Below are 20067 nucleotides of genomic sequence, written 5' to 3'. Positions count from 1 at the left end.
CATTATTTTACAATAATAATTATATCATATTATTTATTTATAATTCTAGATAAATTTATATAAAATATAGTAATAAATAAAAAATATATGTTTTATAAATGTATTAAAATGGCACAAAAGAGTGAGTGACCAATGCAGGTCCCTCACTCCTATTCTATTCATACCCATGTTTTTTATCTATAGCTTCGTCCCTGATCTCAGATCTCATAGCATCTAAAGCATCTTCTCTTCTCTCGTTCTTCTCTTTGAGGGCTTCTCTTGTTTTGGGGTCATCTGTTTTATCAATCATCTCATCAGCAAGCTCACAGTTACGAATGGTATTGCTGATATTATGCTGAATTCTGCGTACATTATCTCTTCTGTCATCTGGATTGTTTTTCATATTGCACATCCCCTTTGATTAATATTTGTATAAATAAAAATCTTTTCTTATTTATTATGCGAAGAAGTAGTTTAGTTATACTGAGTGATAAATGCTGGTTATGGAAACGTATGATGTATATAACTCTTATTGACAGAAACTTAGCATTATAATAATATGATTATATAAATAAAGTAATTTTAAAAGGAGAACAAAGCGATAAATATGAGCATTTTATTTTTTTAACTAATAACCAATTTAATATGTCTAAAGAAGTGCCGGGCATTATTATGCGCTTTTTTAGGGATGGTAGTTAAAAAATAAAGCTTTGATATATGAAAATTGTTTGAAAAGGTCCATCTAAATGTTGTTAACTATATAGCTGTATTGTTTAGATGTTCCGAATATAATTTTTGAGTTTGAAACTGTAATCTGAGCTTTAGATTACAGTTTTTTTGTGCTATTTTTTACTGCCATCTACTTTGATTTGATAGAAGGAGATGGTTTTTTGAATATAAATTTCAGTAATATAAGTAAAGAATATAATAGTAATATAGTTTTTCAAAATATAAGTGGAAGAATAAATGAAGGAGATAGGATTGGACTTATTGGAAGCAATGGTGTTGGAAAAACAACGCTTTCTAAAATACTCATGGGAATAGAAGCTTATGAGAGCGGGAAGCTTTCCTACACCCCGGCAAAGCCGCATATAGCATATTTAAAGCAGGATTTTGTAAATGATGAAAATGCTGATGAAAGTTTTAAAAAACTTAGTGGAGGAGAGAAAACAAGGTTATTATTGACTGAGGTTCTTAGGGAAGACACAGAATTTTTAGTATTGGATGAACCTACAAATCACCTTGATATGGATGCCAGGGTTGCTTTAGAAAAGGAACTCTTAAAAAGTAGTAAGAGCATGCTTGTAATTTCTCATGATAGATACTTTTTGGATAAGGTTGTAAATAAAATATGGCTTCTTAATAAAGATGAGCTTAGAGAATACGCAGGTAATTACAGTGACTATATGAAGCAAAGAAGACTTGAAATTGTATCTAACAATAGGGCTTATGAAAAGCAGCAAGTTGAGATTTATAAACTTAAGAGAATCATACAAGAGAGAAAGGAATGGTTCCTAAGAGCACATAGAGCTGCAGGGCAGAATGATTTCCTAAGAAGTAAATCAAAAAAACAAGTAAGTATCATGAGGTCAAAGGAGAAACGGTTAGAAAAACTTGAAGATAACAAGATTAGCAAAATTATAGAAGATACTGCTCCATGTTTTGATGTGATAAATAAAGGTATAGAAGACGTTAAATTGCCAAGATATATAATTAACTGTGAGAATATAACGAAATGTTATGGGAATAAGGTAATATTTAGCAACATAGGATTTCGGATTATGAAAGGTGATAAGATAGCCATAATAGGTGCTAACGGCAGCGGTAAAACTACTTTGTTAAATATTATAAATGGCTTGGATGAAGATTTTAGTGGGAGATTATCTGTTAATGCTGGTGTTCGAATAGGATATTTTTCTCAGCAGCTTGAAAATCTAAATAATGAGCAGACTGTACTTGAAAATGTACTTGGTTACGGAATAAATCAAACGGAGATAAGGATACTGCTTGCAGAACTTCTTTTTAAAATGGAGAACATTCATAAAAAAGTCAAGGTGCTTAGTATGGGAGAAAAGTGCAGAGTTGCTATGGCTAAATTAATGGTATCTGGAGCTAATATGCTTATGCTTGATGAGCCGACTAATTATCTAGATATTCAGTCTAGAGAGAGTATAGCAAAAGTACTTGAGGCATATAAAGGAACTATTTTGTTTGTATCACATGATAGGTATTTTATAAATGAAATTGCTAAGAAATTATTTGAACTTGAAAATGGACAGATAAGAAAATATGCGGGAAACTATGATGACTATGTTAAAAGCAAGAAACAGCAAAAGCTACAAAATAGTGTTGGAAGGAACTATAGAGATATAAAGGATAATATTATTAAACTTGAGTGTCAGTTATCTTTTCTTGCAGGAGCTATGGACGAAGCTAATGAGGAAGATAAGGAGAAAATGAACCAAGAGTTTATTAGCAAATGCAGAGAGCTTACAGCTCTGAAACAGGAACTAATGAGAAAATAGTAACAAGTAAATTATTTTAAAAGAACTTACTAAAAAGTACAAACTAACAAATTGATATTAATTACAATTCAGATGTATAATATATCTATAATTTCAATATAAGGAGGATCTTAAAATGAACAATTTTGATTATTTAGTGCCTACAGAAATATTCTTTGGCAAGGGACAGATAAAGGTTCTTGGAGAGAATATAAAAAAGTATGGTTCTAGAGTGCTTCTGGTATACGGAGGAGGAAGCATTAAGAAGAATGGAATTTATGATGATGTAATAAAGATTTTAAAGGATAATGCTATAAGTTTCTGGGAACTTCCCGGAGTCGAGCCTAATCCTAGAGTTACTACCGTTAGAAAAGGAATAGAAATTTGCAGGGAAAATTCTATTGAACTTGTTCTGGCAGTTGGCGGCGGAAGCACAATAGATTGTTCAAAGGTAATAGCAGCTGGCTATTATTATAAAGGTGATTCGTGGGATATAGTTGTTGACCCAGGGAAGATAAGTAAAGTGCTTCCAATAGCAAGCATTCTTACTCTTTCTGCTACTGGTTCAGAGATGGATGAGAATGCGGTAATAACTAATTGGGAGACAAAAGAAAAAATAGGAACTGCACATCAAGAGATGCAGCCTAAATTTTCCATACTTGATCCTACCTATACTTTTACGGTACCTAAAAATCAGACAGCTGCAGGTACAGCGGATATAATGAGTCATATATTTGAAAATTATTTTAGCAAAACAACGTCTGCCTTCGTTCAAAATAGAATGGCAGAAGCCATGTTGAAGACCTGTATAAAATATGGCAAGATAGCTATAGACGATCCGCAAAACTATGAAGCTAGAGCAAATCTCATGTGGACGTCAAGTCTTGCAATAAATGGACTTTTAAGTGAAGGAAAAGAAACTGAATGGACTGTACATGGTATGGAGCATGAACTCAGTGCAATCTATGATATTACTCATGGAGTAGGATTGGCAATACTAACCCCTAATTGGATGAAATATGCATTAAGTGAGGATACAGTAGATAAATTCACAGAATATGGCATCAATGTATGGGATATAGACAGCAGTAAAGATAAGTACACTATAGCTAACGAAGCAATACAAAACACTAGAGATTTCTTTAATTCATTAGGTATTCCAGATACACTTGCAAAGGTTGGAATCAATGAAGAGAATTTTGAAGTTATGGCTAAGAAGGCTACAAAGTGGGGAACTATTGGGCGTTTTAAGCCGCTTGAAGCAAAGGATATTGTAAATATATATAACGCTTCACTTTAGAAGGGAAAAGAGTAAAGAAGAAATGGAAAAAGATTTTAGTGAAATAAAAAATGAAATTGATGAAATTTTTGTGCTTCAGCAAAAAAATAGATGGAAGCTTAGGAAGACTACTGCGGCAGATAGAATAAAAAAACTAAAAAAACTAATGAGAGTTATAATTGAAAGCAAAGAAGAAATTGAAGAAGCTTTATTTATGGATTTTAAAAAGCCTGCAGAAGAAGTACTGCTTACAGAGATATATGCAACTACTTCAGCAATTAAGCATACCATAGCTAACCTAAAAAAATGGATGAAGCCTAAAAGGGTTATTGCGCCTATAAGTTACATTGGCGCAAAGTGCAAGATAATGTATGAACCTAAAGGTGTATCTCTTATTATTTCACCATGGAATTTTCCATTTCAACTTACAATGGATCCTCTTATTGCGGCTGTAGCTGCTGGAAATTGTGTGGTGCTCAAACCATCTGAATATAGTACAGCATCTACTGAATGCATTAAAAAGATTGTTTCTAGGGTTTTTCCCAAGGAAGAGGTCTATGTTTTTGATGGAGATTATAAAGTATCACAGATGCTGCTAGAAAAACCTTTTGATAATATATTTTTTACGGGAAGTCCGACAGTGGGTAAGATTGTCATGGAAGCTGCTTCAAAGCACCTTACTGATGTTACTCTAGAATTAGGAGGAAAGTCTCCTGTAATTGTTGATGAATCAGCAGATTTAGAAAAAGCCGCCCAGAGGATAATATGGGGTAAATGCCTTAATGCAGGTCAAATATGTGTAGCTCCAGATTATTTGCTAGTACCTAAGAATATAGAGAAAGAGTTTGTAGCACTTCTTATCAGGTACATAAAGAAATTCTATGGGACTATGGAGAGTTTTTCTGATGAAAAGAACTTTTGCAGCATAATAAATAATAAACACTTTAAGCGAGTAAAAGCATTGATAGAAGATGCTGTGGATAGGGGCGGAAGAATTGAATTAGGCGGTTCATATCAGGAGGATAAAAACTTTATAAGCCCGACCATAATTACTAATGTTGATGAAAACTCAGAAATACTTGAAGAAGAGATATTTGGACCTGTACTTCCAGTATTAACATATGATAGTTTAGAAGAAGCTATTGAATATGTAAGGAGTAAACCTAAACCACTAGCACTTTATATATTTAGCAGTAGCAATAAAAAAATTCAATGTTTATTGCAGCATACTGAATCTGGGGATGTGGCAATAAATGATGTAGTACTTCATGTAGGAAATCATAAGCTGCCCTTTGGAGGATTCAATAATAGTGGTATAGGTAAAACCCACGGATTTAACGGATTTATGGCATTTACCCATGAGCGGTCATATCTTAAGCAGGGGAAACATTCAGCTATGTCTATGTTTTATCCGCCGTTTAAGCAGAATACTAAAAAGCTAATAGAAAAGCTAATTAAATACTTATAATTTAGGGGGATTGAACAGATGACTAAAGGCAGGGTGTTGATTACAGGGGCTTCCAGTGGGTTAGGCTTAGAGCTTACGAAGCTATTCGCTAAAGATGGATATGATTTAATATTAGTAGCAAGAAATGTAGTGAAATTGGAGCAGGTAAAAATTGAATTAGAACTAGCCTATAAAATAGATATTATAGTTTTAGATAAGGATCTATCGCTGAAAAACTCATGTATAGAGATATATGATGAATTGAAAAATCGAAATATTGCGGTGGATATACTCGTAAATAATGCTGGTTTAGGGAGCTTTGGGTTGTTTCATGAAACTGAATTATCAAAACTTCTAGAAATAACAGCAGTTAATATTGATGCTTTAACAATCCTGACAAGGTTATTTTGTAGGGATATGGCTAAAAGAAAGAGTGGAAAGATTCTTAATATAGCTTCTATAGGAGCATTTCAGGGGAGTGCATTTATAGCAGCTTATTATGCTTCAAAAGCATATGTGTTATCATTATCCGAGGCTATAGCAAATGAACTTAAAGATTATGGTGTTTCAGTGACAGTTTTTTGCCCAGGACCAATCAAGACAAACTTTCATAAAGCCGCTGGAAAAGGTATGAGTAATACGGCCATCAGCGCGGAAAAAGCTGCAAGCTTAGCATATAGTGCTTTAAGGGGTGGAAAGACTGTTGTTATTCCTGGAGCAGGACTTAAGATGATGATATTCGGAGCTAGATTTCTTCCAAGAAGGGTTGTTGTGTATTTAGCAGGAAAATTACAGAAGATTCAGAAGCAGCAAAAGGGTTAGTACCAGCAATTGATAAATAAAGGACCCTAGATACGATTAGAGTCCTTTTGTTGAATTAAATAGCTTTTCTCTAGCCATCTTAGATTTATACATAGCAGTGTCAGCGCTTTTTAAAAGCTCATCAATAGAGGTAGATTCGGTAGGTATAACTGAGGCTACACCTACGCTTATAGTTACAATATTATCTGTTTTCGAAAAAGCATGCTCTATTTTTAATGCTTTTACTGCAGAAGATATTTTTTTCCCTATCTGTATAGCTTTATCTTTAGAAATTCCGGGCAGTATAGCAATAAATTCATCACCACCAAATCTTGAAGGGGTATAAGTATCATTCATACAATCTTTGAAAACTGAAGCTATTTTAGCAAGGCACTTATCTCCAACAAGATGTCCATAATTGTCATTTAGTTCTTTAAAGTTATCAACATCAAAAATAATAATAGATAATGGACATTTTTTCTGCAAGCAATTCTGCCATTCAATTAATAATGTTGAGTTGAATTTTCTCCTGTTCGATAGCTTTGTAAGGAAATCGTTCTCTGAAAGATATTTAAGTTCATAGTTTACTTTTTCCAAATCTTTCTGAATCTTTTCCTTATTGGCTATTTCAATTTTTAAGTAAGAGGACTTCAATGAATTATTTATTGCAATAGCGGCATAAGATGCCAAGGCTCTCATCGTTTCGATATCAAGCGTGTTAAATCTGTTCTTTATATGTGAATATATACTTATCATACCAAAAGAATAGCCATCTATTAGCAATGGACAATATATTGCAGATTGAAAACCATGCATGCCATTAGGCTCATAAATGTTGATAGTTTCGTTAAGCACAAGCGGATCTTTATCAAAATCATTGATGACAATAAATTTATTCGCTCTAACACAATAAGCTGATAAACTTCTGTTATTGTTTAACTGTACCAATGGTAACTCGGAATTTGAGCCATTTGTATTGTTACATTTAAATATCAAACAGTCCTTATCTTTATCATATAAAGCCAGTGAAAAATTATGTATATTCATAAATTCACTAATGTTAGATGAAAGAATATCTATAATTTCATCTAGATTCTGCGTGGAAGTTAATTTTTGTCCTAATTCACTAAGTATTTTCATCTTCCTTGAACTCTCAAGCAGCATCTCTGAATGTTTTCTATAATCATCATTCTTCTTAATTAATTTTTGTCTTTCGCTTTCTAATGTATCTAGTTTAAGCTTTATTTCTATTGAAGTTAGAATCTGACTATTTGATAGTACCTTTAGTTCACTATCGAACTTGAAATATAGCCTATAGTATTTATTTGATTTTTCTATATCATTTAACTCTTCGTAACAGTTAGCAAGTTCCTTACAGACACTATTACATTTCTCTAATAAATTATTTGTTTCTGCAATGTTAAGAGCGCTAATTAAATTGTCAATAGCTAAAGCTATGTCACCATGTTTTTTCAAAAATTTACTGTAGTTAATTATAGCACCCAGCTTATAAAATACCCCTGAACTATTTTCGGAAAAATTCATTGCCTTTTGAAAGTATAGTTTTGCCTTATCCTCATTATGTTCCTTTTCATATATCATCGCTAGGTTAGTATAACATTCGGTAATCGCTATGCTAAAATTATTTGCCTTAGTAATTTCAAGGCCTTTTAGTATTTGTTTTTTAGCTTCATATAGGTTTCCTTTCAACAAATTCAGAGAGCCAAGATTAGCTATGGATACACCCAAAGTACCTTTGTAATTTGTTTTTATATCTAGTTCAACAGCTTGATTGTAAAGTCTGGATGCATTGTCTAAATCTCCAAGAATCTTATATATCTCGGCCATATTATTACAAACCTTGCAGTAGTAAATTTCGTAGCACGAATTACTATAATAGTTTGTAGAGTTTGATAATTTTGAGCAGAGCTTCACAGCAGAATTATAAAAACTAAAACCTTCCTCATAATTAGAAAGGTCCGAAAAAATATTCCCTATAGCTATATTGATCAATATTTGCAAATCACAGATATTATTTTCTATAGCTAAATTTATAGCTTGAGATAAACTATGAATTGCATCTGAATATTTTCCAAGAAATGATAGGCAATTTCCTTTTACCAGAAGGCTGAAACACATGCCAGCTGGATATTGCTGCATTTTGCATTGAAAGTATGTTTCATTTGATAATTCTAATGTCCTGCTTAAATCATTAAATTTTATTCTTTCTAATTCATCTAAAAGACTTCTTAAGTTACTGTTTATAGAAGAATTACACATATATATCACTCCTGTTGAGGTATCAGATATGATGGAATGTACCGAGGAAGTACGTTATCACGTAGACCTTGATCTAAATTTTTTGACGATACGCTGCCTGCCTTACCAAAATAGTAAAAGTTATAATTGCATGTAGTATTAACTTTCTGAAAGTAACTTTGCTTGTACGATATAGCTTGGATTTGATATATTGGAATTATAGTTATAGATTTGAATATACCACCACTTGCTGTATATACAACATTATTATTAAATCCTAAAGCAGAATTCCTATATTGCAAGAAACAAGAGCAAATTGTTAATAATAGTATCAAAAATGATATGAAAATCACTAGCGTTTTTGTGAATATAATAATTATAACTGAGGCAACAGCGATAAATATAGTTATAGGCAGTGTAAAAAACCTTCTTCCGCCTCTTTTTGGAACTGTATACATATTATTTGAAAATTGAAACTCTGGCAATAGTTCTGAAAGTATAAAGTCAGCCTTTATTTTTGTGCACAGAGGAAATAAAAGAGCTTCTTCATCTTTTTCATCTCCGTAACCAACTGCACTTATCTGCAGTTTATACAATTTAAAGAACTGCCTGAGTAAGTTTTGTTTCATTGTTACAGCATTAATCTTATTCAATTTAAAGGAATAGGTCTTATTTGATAGTAGACCATAATTTATTCGTATTAGATCGTTGCTTCTATATACTTTATAATTGCCATATTTTATTATGAAAATAATAGAAGAAAAAATGGTTGATATTATAATAAACGTTATAAAAAGTATAAGAATACTGGCAATTGAATGAATGTTATTAGCTAGGCCAGAGATATTCTTATTTATATCAATATTAATCACATCTGAAATATTATTAATAAACTGGTCTGCTGATAGAGCTATTCCTAATAGTATAGCTAAATTGTTTTGCGTAAGAGAATACAATAACAAATCTTTAGTGGTTGCACATATAGTATTTTCTCTTGAATGTCGATTTGGTGTCATATCAGAACCGGAAATATCATAAGCATTTGTAGACTGCGGGTTTTCCATATGTCCGATATTCTGCTTCAAATCTAATAATGCATGCTTGTCTAAAAGTAGAACTATCTCATCCTTTTTATTAGGTGCTCCAGTATCAAGTTTTACTTTATGAAGGTTAAATATTTTATGTATTACAGTTTGATCTATATCAAAAGTTGTTATCTTGTTATAAGGTGTTTCTATGTTCTTTATTGAGAAAACACCTGTTCTATAGCTTAAAGTAGCTTCATTTAACCAGTATAAAGTTTTGCTCCATCTAATGAAACTGATAATAATAGAATAAATTCCTATAAGGGCAAGAGCAGGAATAAAAAGACTTATTTTTTTAGCAAATATTATAGGAACTATAAACCAGAAGTTTTTAAATTCATTTATGAAGTAGGATAAAATTATAAACCTATGGTTATGCAGATTGTTATTCATAACTAAATTATAAATCCTCCTTTACAGCATCATTGATTTTTTCTCTTAAAAATTCACATAATTTATTGGCCTCACTAGATTCTATATTAGGAATCGTAAAGTTATTTCCAGCCGTCATGATTTCTAAATCTGTCAATTTAAATATACGATTTATAGGACCTTGATTTAAATTTATATTCTGTATTCTCACTATTGGAATAACCGATGTAGTAATAAAATATATTCCATGTATGAGCTCTACTTTTTCATCATTTATAAAATATTTCCATTGTTTATATTCTATATATGGATATAAAAATGTATTAAGAAGCTGTAAAAATATAAATAGTCCTAATATCGCAAGAACTACCAACTGTATTTTTTTGTTATGCACCCCAATCAGTATAAATGGTATAGGAATCAATAGTATCAATAGAAAAATAAATCGTGCTGCAAACCAGGATTTTTTTGCATTTAGACTAAGATTCTTGTAATTGCTATCTGACAAAATGTCTCCCCCTCTGAGTATAATTATAACTAGTAGAAATTAATGACAATATTATATCATAAATGAATAAAAACATAATAGTTATAGTAATAGGAAATATAAGGTAAGATATTCTGAAGTTAGTGAATTAAGAGAAAAGTGAAAAAAGAAATTCTGCTAAGCAGAATTTCTTCAATGTATTATTTCTTAGTTCCTACTTCTTACCTACTCATAAATTGAATGTACTGTTAAAAAGATGTAACTATATAATATACGAAGTAATATGAAGATAGCTCTTAAGAAAATACTAATAAATAAATAAACGAGAAAATAATTTGTGAGAAGTAATATAGAAAATAATGCTTTGTAAATGCATAGAGCCGGTATAGGGTAGGAAGTGGTTGGAGGAGGCATTTTCCAGCCGACAGAAATCACTTCCTACCCTTTTTTATAGCTTTTTATCGTCTATAGAATCCAACCAATTATTTATGCTGCTAATAATTGAAGATACACAGCCATCATCAAATGGAGATACTAAGTTAGCGTAATGTACTAACTCTAGGAAAGATTTTGTTCCACCTACTTTACATAACTTAAGGTAGTCTTCCCATGCACTCTTTCTGTCTTCCTGAGCTCTCTTCCAAAACTGAAGAGCACATATTTGAGCTAAAGTGTAGTCAATATAGTAGAAAGGGGAGTTGAAGATATGAGCCTGCTGAAACCACCAGCCTCCTCTTTCAAGGAAATCACACCCTTCATAATTTTTATGAGGAAGGTATTTTTTCTCTATTTCTCTCCAGGTAGACTTTCTTTCTGCAGGAGTCATATCTGGATTTTCATACACTCTGTGCTGGAACTCATCAACAGTTACACCATAGGGAATAAATTTCACAGCATCACCAAGATGAGCATATTTAAATTTATCGGTTTCTTCCTCAAAGAAAAGGTTCATCCATGGCCAAGTAAAGAACTCCATGCTCATAGAATGAATTTCACAGCTTTCATAAGTAGGAAAATTGCATTCTGGAATATCAATCCATCTAGAGGAATAAACCTGGAAAGCATGACCAGCCTCATGAGTAAGTACATTTATATCTCCAAGTGTACCGTTAAAGTTAGAAAATATGAAGGGTGACTTGTAATCAGGGATATAAGTACAGTAGCCGCCGCCTGCTTTCCCTTTTTTAGTAATCAGATCCATCAGTTCATTTTCTACCATGAAATTAAAATATTCCTTTGTTTCAGAAGACAATTCAGAATACATTTTAACGCCGTTATCAAGTATCCATTTTGCGTCACCGTGAGGCTTGGGGTTACCACTTAGAAATTCGAATTTTTCATCATAATATCTTAATTTATCAAAGCCTAAACGCTGCTGCTGTCTCTTATATAGTTTTGAAGCAGCGGGAACAAGATACTTTTCAACCTGTTTTCTGAAGTTAGCGACCATATCAGCATTGTAATCGCTTCTTTTCATTCTCACATAAGCAAGCTCAACAAAGTTTTTATAGCCTAATTTCTTAGCTATTTTTGTTCTTACCTTTACCATGTCGTCATATATTCTGTCTATCTGTTCTTCATGGTACGTAAAGAATTTGTATTTGGCTTCTGAAGCCTTTTCTCTCATAGCTCTATCACTGCTGGTAATAAAAGGTGTAAGACCGGATAGGTTTCTTTCTTCACCTTCAAACATTATTTTAGCTGAAGCTATCAGATTAGTATATTCTGAGGAAAGCTTATTTTCCAGCTGAAGGTCCTCTATTATTTCTGGTGAAAAAGATTTTAATGAAAATTCTGCTAAAGTAAAAAATTGTTTTCCGATTTTATTCTCCAATTCATTTCTGAATTTTGAATTAACTATCTCTTTGTAGAATGAAGAATCTAATTCCTCATATAGAGGAGCATGTTCATCCCAATACTCTCTTTCTTCATCATAAAACTTATCTTGAGTATCAATGGAATTTCTTATTGATGCTATAGTTGCAGCACTTTCAATGTGAGCTCTCAGCTTATTGATTTCAGCTATGTAGTTTTGCTGACTGCCTACTGTCTGAGCATCTCTAAGTTTGTTTAGAAGAATGTTGTATTTATTTTTTATCTCTTCATAGTTTGGTCTTTTGTATTCAAATTCGTTAAACTTCATTATGATTAGCCTCCCTTTTTTAATTCTGTATGTATTGAAATATCTATAATAATAGTATATAATAATATTTAATTATTGGAAAGGGAGGGTAGAATTATGGAAACTATGATTAACGCTATTGGATTTTCTTATAGAAACCGAAGAATACATGGTAGTTCTGTTACAAAAACAGCAATGTCTGCAATCAGGGCTATAAGTGCGTCCATTTTTAGGAAAAGCGTTGATTGCAGTGTGAAACCAGAATTCTATTCTCTTACGTGATTTTATAAAGATACATCTATGTGTCTTTAATCGAGAAAAGACCTGAGTTTATACACTCAGGTCTTTTTGTTTTGATTAAAACATGGTTTGGAACACAACTTCGGATGTGTGAACTTTCCTTTAAAAATATGCACAGTTAGTCCATAAGCCTTATTGATATAGGAACTTAGATTGCTTATTGAAAGTTTTATCAGCGATTTGAGTTTTAGTAATCATTAATGGCTTATTTTTTATTTATTTACATTAATGTGAGATGGGAGCAGCTAATATGAACATGAACACAAAATTAAGAAAAAATGTGAAGGTAAGTTATGTGTACAATTTTATGATGCAGATGGATATAACCTCAGCAATATGGGTATTGTACCTTGCTTATAGAGGAATGTCACTGGTCGAAATAGGAATTATCGAGTCAATATATCATATGACGTCACTATTATTTGAACTTCCAACAGGAGCTATAGCTGACATATATGGAAAGAAATTTTCAGTAGTGCTTGGTCGAGTACTTAGTATAGTCTCTTGCGTTTTGATGATTGTATCAACTAATTTTTGGGGATTTGCTTTAGCCTTTGTATTAACAGCAGCTGGCAACAATCTTAATTCAGGGGCAGCGGAAGCTTTGATATATGACAGCTTAAAGGCTCTAGGCGAGGAAAGTAAATATAAAATCATATGGGGCAAACTTTTGGCTGCTATGTCAATAGCTCAAGGTATAGCAGTACTTCTAGGTGGAGTGCTTGCAGATAAAAGATTTTTGTATGCGTATATACTTGGAGGCGTCCTTCAATTAATAACACTTTTATCAGCTTTAGGCTTCTATGAAGTGCCTATTGCAAGGAAGATAGATAATAGACGAGAAGGAAATGCTGTAGTACAACAATTACGGACTGCAGTAAAAGTTCTTAGAGGTAGGAAGTTTGTTTTATATATAATACTTTTTTCAGCTTTGATGTCTAGTTTACAGACAACTGTATTTTTCTACAGCCAAAAATATTTTTCTGATATGAATTACACAAAGACAGTAATTGCAGTTATATGTGCTTTAGGAAGTTTGGTGGAAGCTTTCTGTTCAAAGTATGCATATGTATTTGAAGAAAAGATGGGTATGAGGAAGAATTTAATATTTATAGCATCCCTTAATATATTAGCCCTTTGGGGTCTTGGAGCATTAAGGAATTTAGCTGTAGTATTTTTTATATTTACTGAGATAACTGGAGGGATAGCATGTACTATTTTCAGCGATTATGTGAATTCCAAAATTCCTTCTGAAAATAGAGCTACAATTTTGTCCTTTGACAGTTTATGTTTCAGTATGTTTATGATATGCATTTTTCCGCTATTTGGTTTTATGGCCGATAAAATAGGATTTTCAAGTACCTTTGGATTTATAGGATTTGCTTATGTACCAGTAGTACTTTTTATAATGACTAAACTCAATAAAATAAATAGAACAGCGTAGTTTGGAGGAAGATTATAATGATAGAACTATCAATTGATAAATTAAAAAAATATTATGGCGCAGCTATGGTTTTGGATGAACTAAGTTTTAATATACAGACTGGAGAAAGAGTAGGTATCATCGGTGAAAATGGCTGTGGTAAAAGTACGCTTTGTAAGATATTAATGGGGATTGAACCTTATGAGCAAGGAGAAATTGCTATACGAAAGGGGGCGACGCTTGGGTATCTTGAGCAGATGCCAGTATATGAAGAAACTGCAACTGTTATTGACGTTCTTAATTTGGCTTTTGAAGAGATTGACAGCATATATAAACAGATGCAGATACTTGAGGATAAATTATCAGAAGCTGATACTGATCACATGGAGGGACTTTTAGATAAATACTCAAAACTACAGGAAAGTTATGAGACATTAGGAGGATATGAAAAGGAAGAGAAACTAAGCAAGGTAATGGAAGGACTGAAAATAAGTGAAAAGTTTAGCCATAAGCTGTTTTCTGCACTGAGCGGAGGCGAGAAGACCACAGTTATACTAGCAAAGATACTTTTAGAAAATCCCAATATACTACTTTTAGATGAACCTTCTAACCATCTGGATTTAGATAGTATGGAGTGGCTGGAAAATTATCTTAATAACTATAAGGGGACAGTCCTTATCATATCTCACGATAGGTATTTCTTGGACAATGTAGTTACAAAGATAATCGAGATTGAAGATATGAAAGCAGAAACCTATCTTGGAAATTACAGCTATTTCTATGATGAGAAGCAGAGAAGGCTTGAACTTCAATATGAAGCTTTTTTAAATCAACAGAAAAAGATAAAATCCATGGAGAAGACTATTTCACAATTAAGAGATTGGGGAAACAGAGGGGATAACGAAAAATTTTTTAAACGGGCAGCCAGCATGGAGAAAGCTCTGGACAAAATTGAAAGAATGGATAAACCTATCATGGAAAGAGAAGCAATTAAAATCAACCTGCAAACGGCTGAGAGGTCAGGGAAAGATGCAATAGTTGCTAAAGGACTCTGTAAGAGATTCGAAGATAAAATTCTACTTAGGAATGCAGAACTGCTAGTTAGAAGCAAAGAACGAGTAGCGCTTATCGGTAACAATGGCTGCGGCAAATCAACTTTTATAAAGATGTTGCTTGGGCAGCTTGAACCTGACAGTGGAAAAGTGGTTTTAGGCAGTAGTGTAAAACTTGGATATCTACCACAGAATGTTCAATTTAAAAACGAAGATTCTACAGTGCTTGAAAACTTTATGGAAGATATAATAATAACCCAAGGAAAGGCTAGGGCCTATCTTGCAAAATATTTGTTTTATGGAGAAGATGTGTTCAAGAAAGTCAGCAGTCTTTCGGGCGGTGAAAAGAGCAGACTTAGACTCGCTGTAATAATGTTTCATGAGATAAATATGCTTATTTTAGATGAGCCTACAAATCATCTTGATATTACTTCCAGAAGAGAACTTGAGGAGATTTTAAAGGAATTTACAGGCACAATATTCTTTATATCCCATGATAGGTACTTTATAAATGCAGTAGCTGAAAGAATTATTGAGCTAGCAGAAGGACGGTTTACTTCTTATGATGGTAACTATGATTATTACAAACAGAAGAGCATGGAAAAGAAAAGGGGTGAGAATAAAGTCGATGTTAAAAAGCCTATTAAGAATGTAAAAAAGCAATCCGAAAACGAAGCAAATAGTGGTAATGAAGGCAGAGTTCAAGAAAAACTTGAGCAGCAGATAGAGAAGGTTGAAAGAGAACTGAAAATTATTGAAGGGGAGCTGAATAGGTTCCAATATGATTATGAAAAGCTAAATGAACTTTCTAAAAAGAAAGAGGTTGCCGAGAAAGAGCTGGAAGAGCTTATGAAAAAATATTTCGGAGAATAAACTTAATATATTACGAACTAAGAAAGTGCATTAAATGAAGATAATATGAGCAGCAAGGTGTCTACTAAGAATTAATTGATAATTGAAAATTGATAATTGAGAATGAAGGTAAAAATTCAGCTGTGCTGAATTTTGATTTTATGGATTGTCTAAATTATAGAGATAATTTGTTTTTAATTATAGTGCTATCTTGATTTATAAAAGCTATCTATTAATGTTCAGAAATAGAGTTTTAGAAATTCTGCATAGCAGAATTTCATCCATAACTCTCAATTCTCAACTTTCAACTCTTAATTGATTTACAAGACTAACTATTTTTTTAAGATTATTTTTATTTTAAATACTCTCTTAATTCACATTATAATAACATTGTTAGGAGAATAGAAAATGGAAAAAATAAAGAAATCAGTAGAAAAAATGTGGAAAGAATATTTAGAAAGTAAAGAAGAAATCGTTCAAAATACAGACCAAACGTATACTTCATGGTATTTCTGTGACAATGAAAAAAGTGCCAATGATCTGGCTGAGCTAGTGAAAAAAGGGATAAAAAGAGCTACGACTTCTCTACATTGTTTTTATGAAGTGGAGGGAGAAAGTTTGCCTAAAATAGGAGAATTAAGCATTATTACCGACTGGAACGGGGAAGCTCAAGGCATAATTGAGACTACAAAGGTAACTGTTATGCCGTTTAAAGAGGTTTCTTCAGAATTTGCCTTTAGAGAAGGTGAAGGAGATAAGTCACTAGAGTATTGGAAAAAAGTTCACATTCACTTTTTTACTAAGGAGTTAAAAGAAATCAATATGGAGTTCTCTGAAGATATGTTAGTGGTTTGTGAGGAGTTTGAAGTGGTGTATAAATAATTAAGGTTATGTAATTTCTTGTTGATTTTAAAGAAGCGTTTTGCAGATAAGTAGAAACTTAATAAAAAAGCATTTTTCATAAAATCATAATCAGATTATGAAAAATTACGAACTAACTTTTGAATTTTAATACAATTCTGGAATATTATAAACCAATAAGGGGGAAATATAGTGAATGAAATGAATTTTATTTCAAAGATAAAACATCCGAGTGAAGAAATTATGAGAGAATTGATAAAAGATCAGTGGACAAAGGATTCAATTTTTGCAGCAGTTATAGATACTGAGGGCAATATAGTTTCTAAAGGTAAAACAACAGTTTGGGATGAATATGATCCTACTGCCCATGCTGAAATAAATGCTATCAGAAGTGCTTGTAAAGAACTAAAAGTTGATATTTTGCCAAAAGGGTATTGGCTTTATTCAACATTTGAGCCATGTCCTTTGTGTGCAGCAGCTATAATTTGGACTGGATTTGAAGGAGTGGTATATGCTAATAATCCTGATCATAGAGGAAAGGAAGTTAATTGGTCATTTATAAAATGTAGAGATGTTTTAAAATCAGGAAAGTATATAAACGATGTAACCTTAGTTGAAGATTTTTTGATTGATGAAATAAAAGATTATTTTAAGTAAAAATATAATATGTAAATAAGATATACTACTCTTATTTATGCAATTAACAATAAAAACAGAATAATAGTTATGAACGCAGTAATATTCAGTAATGAAGTACACCTCCAATGCTAGACATACAAATCTAAATTACAATGAAATATAGATAGTAATAGCATAGTATTACTGGTATAATAAATTAATCTTCATTAATCAGTTTAGTGAGGATTAATTTATATGGGAAAAGAAGGTTATGCTTATGATAGAAGAAAACTTAGAAAAAAAGATAAATAAATTAGATGGAGACATTGAAGCGTTAAGAAGAGCAAAATATTACTTATCTAATAAAGAAGAAATTAATGAAATTATTGATGTCTTAAATAAGGAAAGACAGGTTTACTCAGATGAAATTTATCTTTATGATAGAAGGGCATATGAAGAATGCATTGAAATAATATCAGAATTGATAGATAAAGAGTTAGGTATGGATGAACAGATTGAACTGTTGGAAGCTATAAAAAAGCAGCATGGCAGAAAATCTCCTAATGTTAGCAAGAAAAGTTATGGACTCAATGCATGGCTTAAATATTTAGATGTGGAATGCAATTGGATAGATAATGAAGGTAGCGATTGGTCAACATTAATTATAACTGGATATACACCCCGTATACAGGATTAGTCAGGAACGCACTCAGATTTGTGTACAAAACTGAGTGCATTCCCAGCTTTTGGGCTGAATTTATTCAATGACTTTTAGCTCTTGCTTATTTTTAAATTATAGTTTCACAGAATACACCATTAATTGAAGGTCTTTATATGATGCTTTTTTTCCATAGTAATCAGAAAAAGTTTTTACTATTTTCATATTTCGTTGACCTAAGATTTTTTCTAGTTCGTCTATGGAATATAAACGAGTTGGATCTCCATAGGAAATGTCAGGTTTTTGTGCTGGAATGCCATAGGGGACATCCCAAGCACCAAATAACATTCTTCTAGTTTCTTTGTCCCACTCAAATTGTGATAAAGCCAAAGATTTTTCACCGATTTCCCAATTGTTTTTAGGAAAGAAATGTTCTGCATGTTCGGCATTACAGACATCCATAAAATGCTTACCGCTAGGTTTTAATGCATTGGAAATCACATCAAATATTTTTAAATTCTCGTCATCAGTCTCAAGGTAACCTATGGCACCATCAGCCAAATTTAATATCACATCAAATTCGTTTTTAAAATTAATATCACGTATATCTACGTTTATAAATTCAGCATTTAGCGATTCTGCTTTCGCTGTTTTGTTAGCATCGTCAATGTAATCTTTAGTAATATCAACTCCTGTTACAGAGAATCCTTTTCGGGAGAAAGAAAGAGCATGTCTTCCAAAGCCGCACGCAAGATCAAGAATGCGCTCCTTTCCGGTTAATTGCAGCGTGTTAATTATAAAATTAACTTGGCTTTCAGTATTTTCTGTCCATGATTCATTTTTTATTTCAAGAGTCCAAATGTTCTTATACCAATCAGAATTTTTTGCTTTCATAAGCTTGTACCTCCAAAGTTTTTGCCTGTCCGCGGGTGGCATATAATAAGTGTGGCTTTATATGTAAAAAAATACTAGACTTATATTTTTCTGTATGTTATCCTTATGTTAATAGTGCGGATATTTTTAAACACTTTCCACAAAATATCCTGTTACAATAGATTGACGAAATTTAGATAGCGGCTTTTGGATTGCTGCTATCTTTTTTGCTTTGAGGTTGTTAAATGGTGGTGCAGGCAAGGCTTTATTTGATGTGGCAGCGAAAGCAACCAGTAAAGATAGAAGTATGAGATATCAATCAATATATGAACTGATTGAGGCTTGGCAGAAAGCGAAGGTTAGGTAAGGAAGGTGAAGAGTTTTGGAAGAAGTTTTATTTGAGGCAAGAGCAGATTTTAGAAATTGGCTTGAAGAAAATTCTAGGACAAGCAGTGGAATCTGGGTGGTGTTCAGTAAATACCGTAGTATTAGAACCCTAAAGGCTAGTGAAGCCCTTGAAGAAGCATTGTGTTTTGGATGGATTGATGGACAGATGCAAAGTATTGATGAGAAAAAATACTTAAAGTATTTTGCATTGAGAAGAAAGGGCAGCAGATGGTCTGAAAAAAATAAGAAACTGGTTCAAGAACTTGAAGCTAAAGGGTTAATGACTGATTTGGGACGAGCAAAAGTTGAAGAGGCTAAGAAAAATGGAATGTGGGATGTGCCAAAGCCTGAGCCAATTTCAGAAGAGCAGATTCAAAACCTCACTGAGCTTATAAAGGGTAATGAGCCGGCATTTATAAATTTTATGGCTATGTCTCCTTCAGTTAAGAAAAATTATACTGGACTTTATTTTGATGCAAAATCTGAGGAGGCTAGAAAGCGAAGGTTAGAGAAGATAATAGGTCGATTGAACCAGAATTTAAAACCTATGTAGCTGGTGAAAGTTCGTAGTTAAATTATTTACTCAAACTTCGCACTTGAATAAGTGCCTATGCACCTTGAAAATTCAATAATAACTGGCATAAAAATAGCATGAAACCATCTGGTTTTGGTATAATTGAGTTGTCGAAAAACAATTAATAACCGGAG

Annotated in this window: 18 protein-coding genes; 12 read left to right on the top strand and 6 right to left on the bottom strand. The window is 32.4% G+C overall.

Features of this window, described 5'->3' with window-relative positions; translation table 11 throughout:
- Window positions 1-154: 154 nt before the first annotated feature.
- On the bottom strand, window positions 155-382 hold the full coding sequence (tlp, locus tag CLORY_RS19475; RefSeq protein WP_079427642.1) for a small acid-soluble spore protein Tlp: 228 nt from the start codon (window positions 380-382) through the stop codon (window positions 155-157).
- A gap of 487 nt (window positions 383-869) precedes the next feature.
- On the opposite strand from tlp, the gene abc-f (CLORY_RS19470) reads away from it, so the two are divergent.
- The 4 genes from abc-f (CLORY_RS19470) to CLORY_RS19455 all read left to right on the top strand — a co-directional run bounded on the left by abc-f (CLORY_RS19470) (window position 870) and on the right by CLORY_RS19455 (window position 6031).
- A complete protein-coding gene (gene abc-f, locus CLORY_RS19470) occupies window positions 870-2504 on the top strand; it encodes a ribosomal protection-like ABC-F family protein (protein WP_169911693.1) in 1635 nt (544 codons plus the stop codon).
- Between the two features lie 115 nt (window positions 2505-2619).
- Window positions 2620-3783, top strand: coding sequence for an iron-containing alcohol dehydrogenase (locus tag CLORY_RS19465; protein WP_079427638.1), 1164 nt, complete (start codon window positions 2620-2622; stop codon window positions 3781-3783).
- Between the two features lie 22 nt (window positions 3784-3805).
- A complete protein-coding gene (locus tag CLORY_RS19460; protein WP_079427636.1) occupies window positions 3806-5230 on the top strand; it encodes an aldehyde dehydrogenase family protein in 1425 nt (474 codons plus the stop codon).
- A gap of 18 nt (window positions 5231-5248) precedes the next feature.
- Window positions 5249-6031, top strand: coding sequence for an SDR family NAD(P)-dependent oxidoreductase (locus tag CLORY_RS19455; RefSeq protein WP_079427634.1), 783 nt, complete (start codon window positions 5249-5251; stop codon window positions 6029-6031).
- A gap of 36 nt (window positions 6032-6067) precedes the next feature.
- Here CLORY_RS19455 and CLORY_RS19450 read toward each other — a convergent pair whose 3' ends face one another.
- The 4 genes from CLORY_RS19450 to CLORY_RS19435 all read right to left on the bottom strand — a co-directional run bounded on the left by CLORY_RS19450 (window position 6068) and on the right by CLORY_RS19435 (window position 12356).
- Window positions 6068-8290, bottom strand: coding sequence for a diguanylate cyclase domain-containing protein (locus CLORY_RS19450; RefSeq protein WP_079427632.1), 2223 nt, complete (start codon window positions 8288-8290; stop codon window positions 6068-6070).
- Window positions 8291-8295: 5 nt separating this feature from the next.
- Window positions 8296-9747 carry a PH domain-containing protein gene (locus CLORY_RS19445; protein ID WP_079427630.1) on the bottom strand — a complete coding sequence of 484 codons (1452 nt, stop codon included), beginning with the start codon at window positions 9745-9747 and terminating at the stop codon, window positions 8296-8298.
- A 7-nt stretch (window positions 9748-9754) separates the two neighbouring features.
- Window positions 9755-10234 carry a PH domain-containing protein gene (locus CLORY_RS19440; RefSeq protein WP_079427628.1) on the bottom strand — a complete coding sequence of 160 codons (480 nt, stop codon included), beginning with the start codon at window positions 10232-10234 and terminating at the stop codon, window positions 9755-9757.
- 427 nt (window positions 10235-10661) lie between these two features.
- Window positions 10662-12356, bottom strand: a complete 1695-nt coding sequence (locus CLORY_RS19435) for a M3 family oligoendopeptidase (RefSeq protein ID WP_079427626.1) — start codon at window positions 12354-12356, stop codon at window positions 10662-10664.
- 96 nt (window positions 12357-12452) lie between these two features.
- Between CLORY_RS19435 and CLORY_RS23420 the strand changes: the two genes are divergently transcribed.
- From CLORY_RS23420 to CLORY_RS19410, 6 genes are all read left to right on the top strand, one after another.
- Window positions 12453-12617, top strand: a complete 165-nt coding sequence (locus tag CLORY_RS23420) for a hypothetical protein (protein ID WP_169911692.1) — start codon at window positions 12453-12455, stop codon at window positions 12615-12617.
- Between the two features lie 268 nt (window positions 12618-12885).
- Window positions 12886-14079 carry an MFS transporter gene (locus CLORY_RS19430; protein WP_242954459.1) on the top strand — a complete coding sequence of 398 codons (1194 nt, stop codon included), beginning with the start codon at window positions 12886-12888 and terminating at the stop codon, window positions 14077-14079.
- 17 nt (window positions 14080-14096) lie between these two features.
- Entirely contained in the window at window positions 14097-15983 is a 1887-nt protein-coding gene (abc-f, locus tag CLORY_RS19425; RefSeq protein WP_079427624.1) for a ribosomal protection-like ABC-F family protein, read from the top strand.
- 387 nt (window positions 15984-16370) lie between these two features.
- Window positions 16371-16844: an ASCH domain-containing protein gene (locus tag CLORY_RS19420; protein WP_079427622.1), complete on the top strand. Its 474-nt coding sequence runs from the start codon at window positions 16371-16373 to the stop codon at window positions 16842-16844.
- 180 nt (window positions 16845-17024) lie between these two features.
- Window positions 17025-17480, top strand: a complete 456-nt coding sequence (locus CLORY_RS19415; RefSeq protein WP_242954460.1) for a nucleoside deaminase — start codon at window positions 17025-17027, stop codon at window positions 17478-17480.
- 238 nt (window positions 17481-17718) lie between these two features.
- Complete coding sequence (locus tag CLORY_RS19410) at window positions 17719-18138, top strand: hypothetical protein (RefSeq protein WP_079427620.1); 420 nt, start codon at window positions 17719-17721, stop codon at window positions 18136-18138.
- A gap of 96 nt (window positions 18139-18234) precedes the next feature.
- Here the strand turns inward: CLORY_RS19410 and CLORY_RS19405 are convergent, their stop codons facing one another.
- Window positions 18235-18993 (bottom strand): class I SAM-dependent methyltransferase, encoded by a 759-nt coding sequence (locus CLORY_RS19405; protein WP_079427618.1) that lies wholly within the window; start codon window positions 18991-18993, stop codon window positions 18235-18237.
- A 217-nt stretch (window positions 18994-19210) separates the two neighbouring features.
- Here CLORY_RS19405 and CLORY_RS24020 point away from each other — a divergent pair, with 217 nt between their 5' ends.
- Window positions 19211-19339 (top strand): hypothetical protein, encoded by a 129-nt coding sequence (locus CLORY_RS24020; RefSeq protein ID WP_278335346.1) that lies wholly within the window; start codon window positions 19211-19213, stop codon window positions 19337-19339.
- Between the two features lie 15 nt (window positions 19340-19354).
- Complete coding sequence (locus tag CLORY_RS19400; RefSeq protein WP_079427616.1) at window positions 19355-19912, top strand: YdeI/OmpD-associated family protein; 558 nt, start codon at window positions 19355-19357, stop codon at window positions 19910-19912.
- Window positions 19913-20067 lie beyond the last annotated feature (155 nt).

Origin of the sequence: Clostridium oryzae, from assembly GCF_002029235.1 — a bacterium.
Taxonomy (GTDB): Bacteria; Bacillota; Clostridia; order Clostridiales; family Clostridiaceae; genus Clostridium_AE; species Clostridium_AE oryzae.
Note: the sequence above shows the minus strand (reverse complement) of the source record. Positions and strands in the feature narration are given on the sequence as shown.

Excerpts from the sequence above, each read along its gene's own strand:
- tlp (WP_079427642.1), bottom strand. The coding sequence starts at position 382 with ATGAAAAACAATCCAGATGACAGAAGAGATAATGTACGCAGAATTCAG.
- CLORY_RS19465 (WP_079427638.1), top strand. The coding sequence starts at position 2,620 with ATGAACAATTTTGATTATTTAGTGCCTACAGAAATATTCTTTGGCAAG.
- CLORY_RS19460 (WP_079427636.1), top strand. The coding sequence starts at position 3,806 with ATGGAAAAAGATTTTAGTGAAATAAAAAATGAAATTGATGAAATTTTT.
- CLORY_RS19455 (WP_079427634.1), top strand. The coding sequence starts at position 5,249 with ATGACTAAAGGCAGGGTGTTGATTACAGGGGCTTCCAGTGGGTTAGGC.
- CLORY_RS19450 (WP_079427632.1), bottom strand. The coding sequence starts at position 8,290 with ATGTGTAATTCTTCTATAAACAGTAACTTAAGAAGTCTTTTAGATGAA.
- CLORY_RS19445 (WP_079427630.1), bottom strand. The coding sequence starts at position 9,747 with ATGAATAACAATCTGCATAACCATAGGTTTATAATTTTATCCTACTTC.
- CLORY_RS19435 (WP_079427626.1), bottom strand. The coding sequence starts at position 12,356 with ATGAAGTTTAACGAATTTGAATACAAAAGACCAAACTATGAAGAGATA.
- CLORY_RS23420 (WP_169911692.1), top strand. The coding sequence starts at position 12,453 with ATGGAAACTATGATTAACGCTATTGGATTTTCTTATAGAAACCGAAGA.
- CLORY_RS19430 (WP_242954459.1), top strand. The coding sequence starts at position 12,886 with ATGAACATGAACACAAAATTAAGAAAAAATGTGAAGGTAAGTTATGTG.
- abc-f (WP_079427624.1), top strand. The coding sequence starts at position 14,097 with ATGATAGAACTATCAATTGATAAATTAAAAAAATATTATGGCGCAGCT.
- CLORY_RS19420 (WP_079427622.1), top strand. The coding sequence starts at position 16,371 with ATGGAAAAAATAAAGAAATCAGTAGAAAAAATGTGGAAAGAATATTTA.
- CLORY_RS19415 (WP_242954460.1), top strand. The coding sequence starts at position 17,025 with ATGAATTTTATTTCAAAGATAAAACATCCGAGTGAAGAAATTATGAGA.
- CLORY_RS19410 (WP_079427620.1), top strand. The coding sequence starts at position 17,719 with ATGATAGAAGAAAACTTAGAAAAAAAGATAAATAAATTAGATGGAGAC.
- CLORY_RS19405 (WP_079427618.1), bottom strand. The coding sequence starts at position 18,993 with ATGAAAGCAAAAAATTCTGATTGGTATAAGAACATTTGGACTCTTGAA.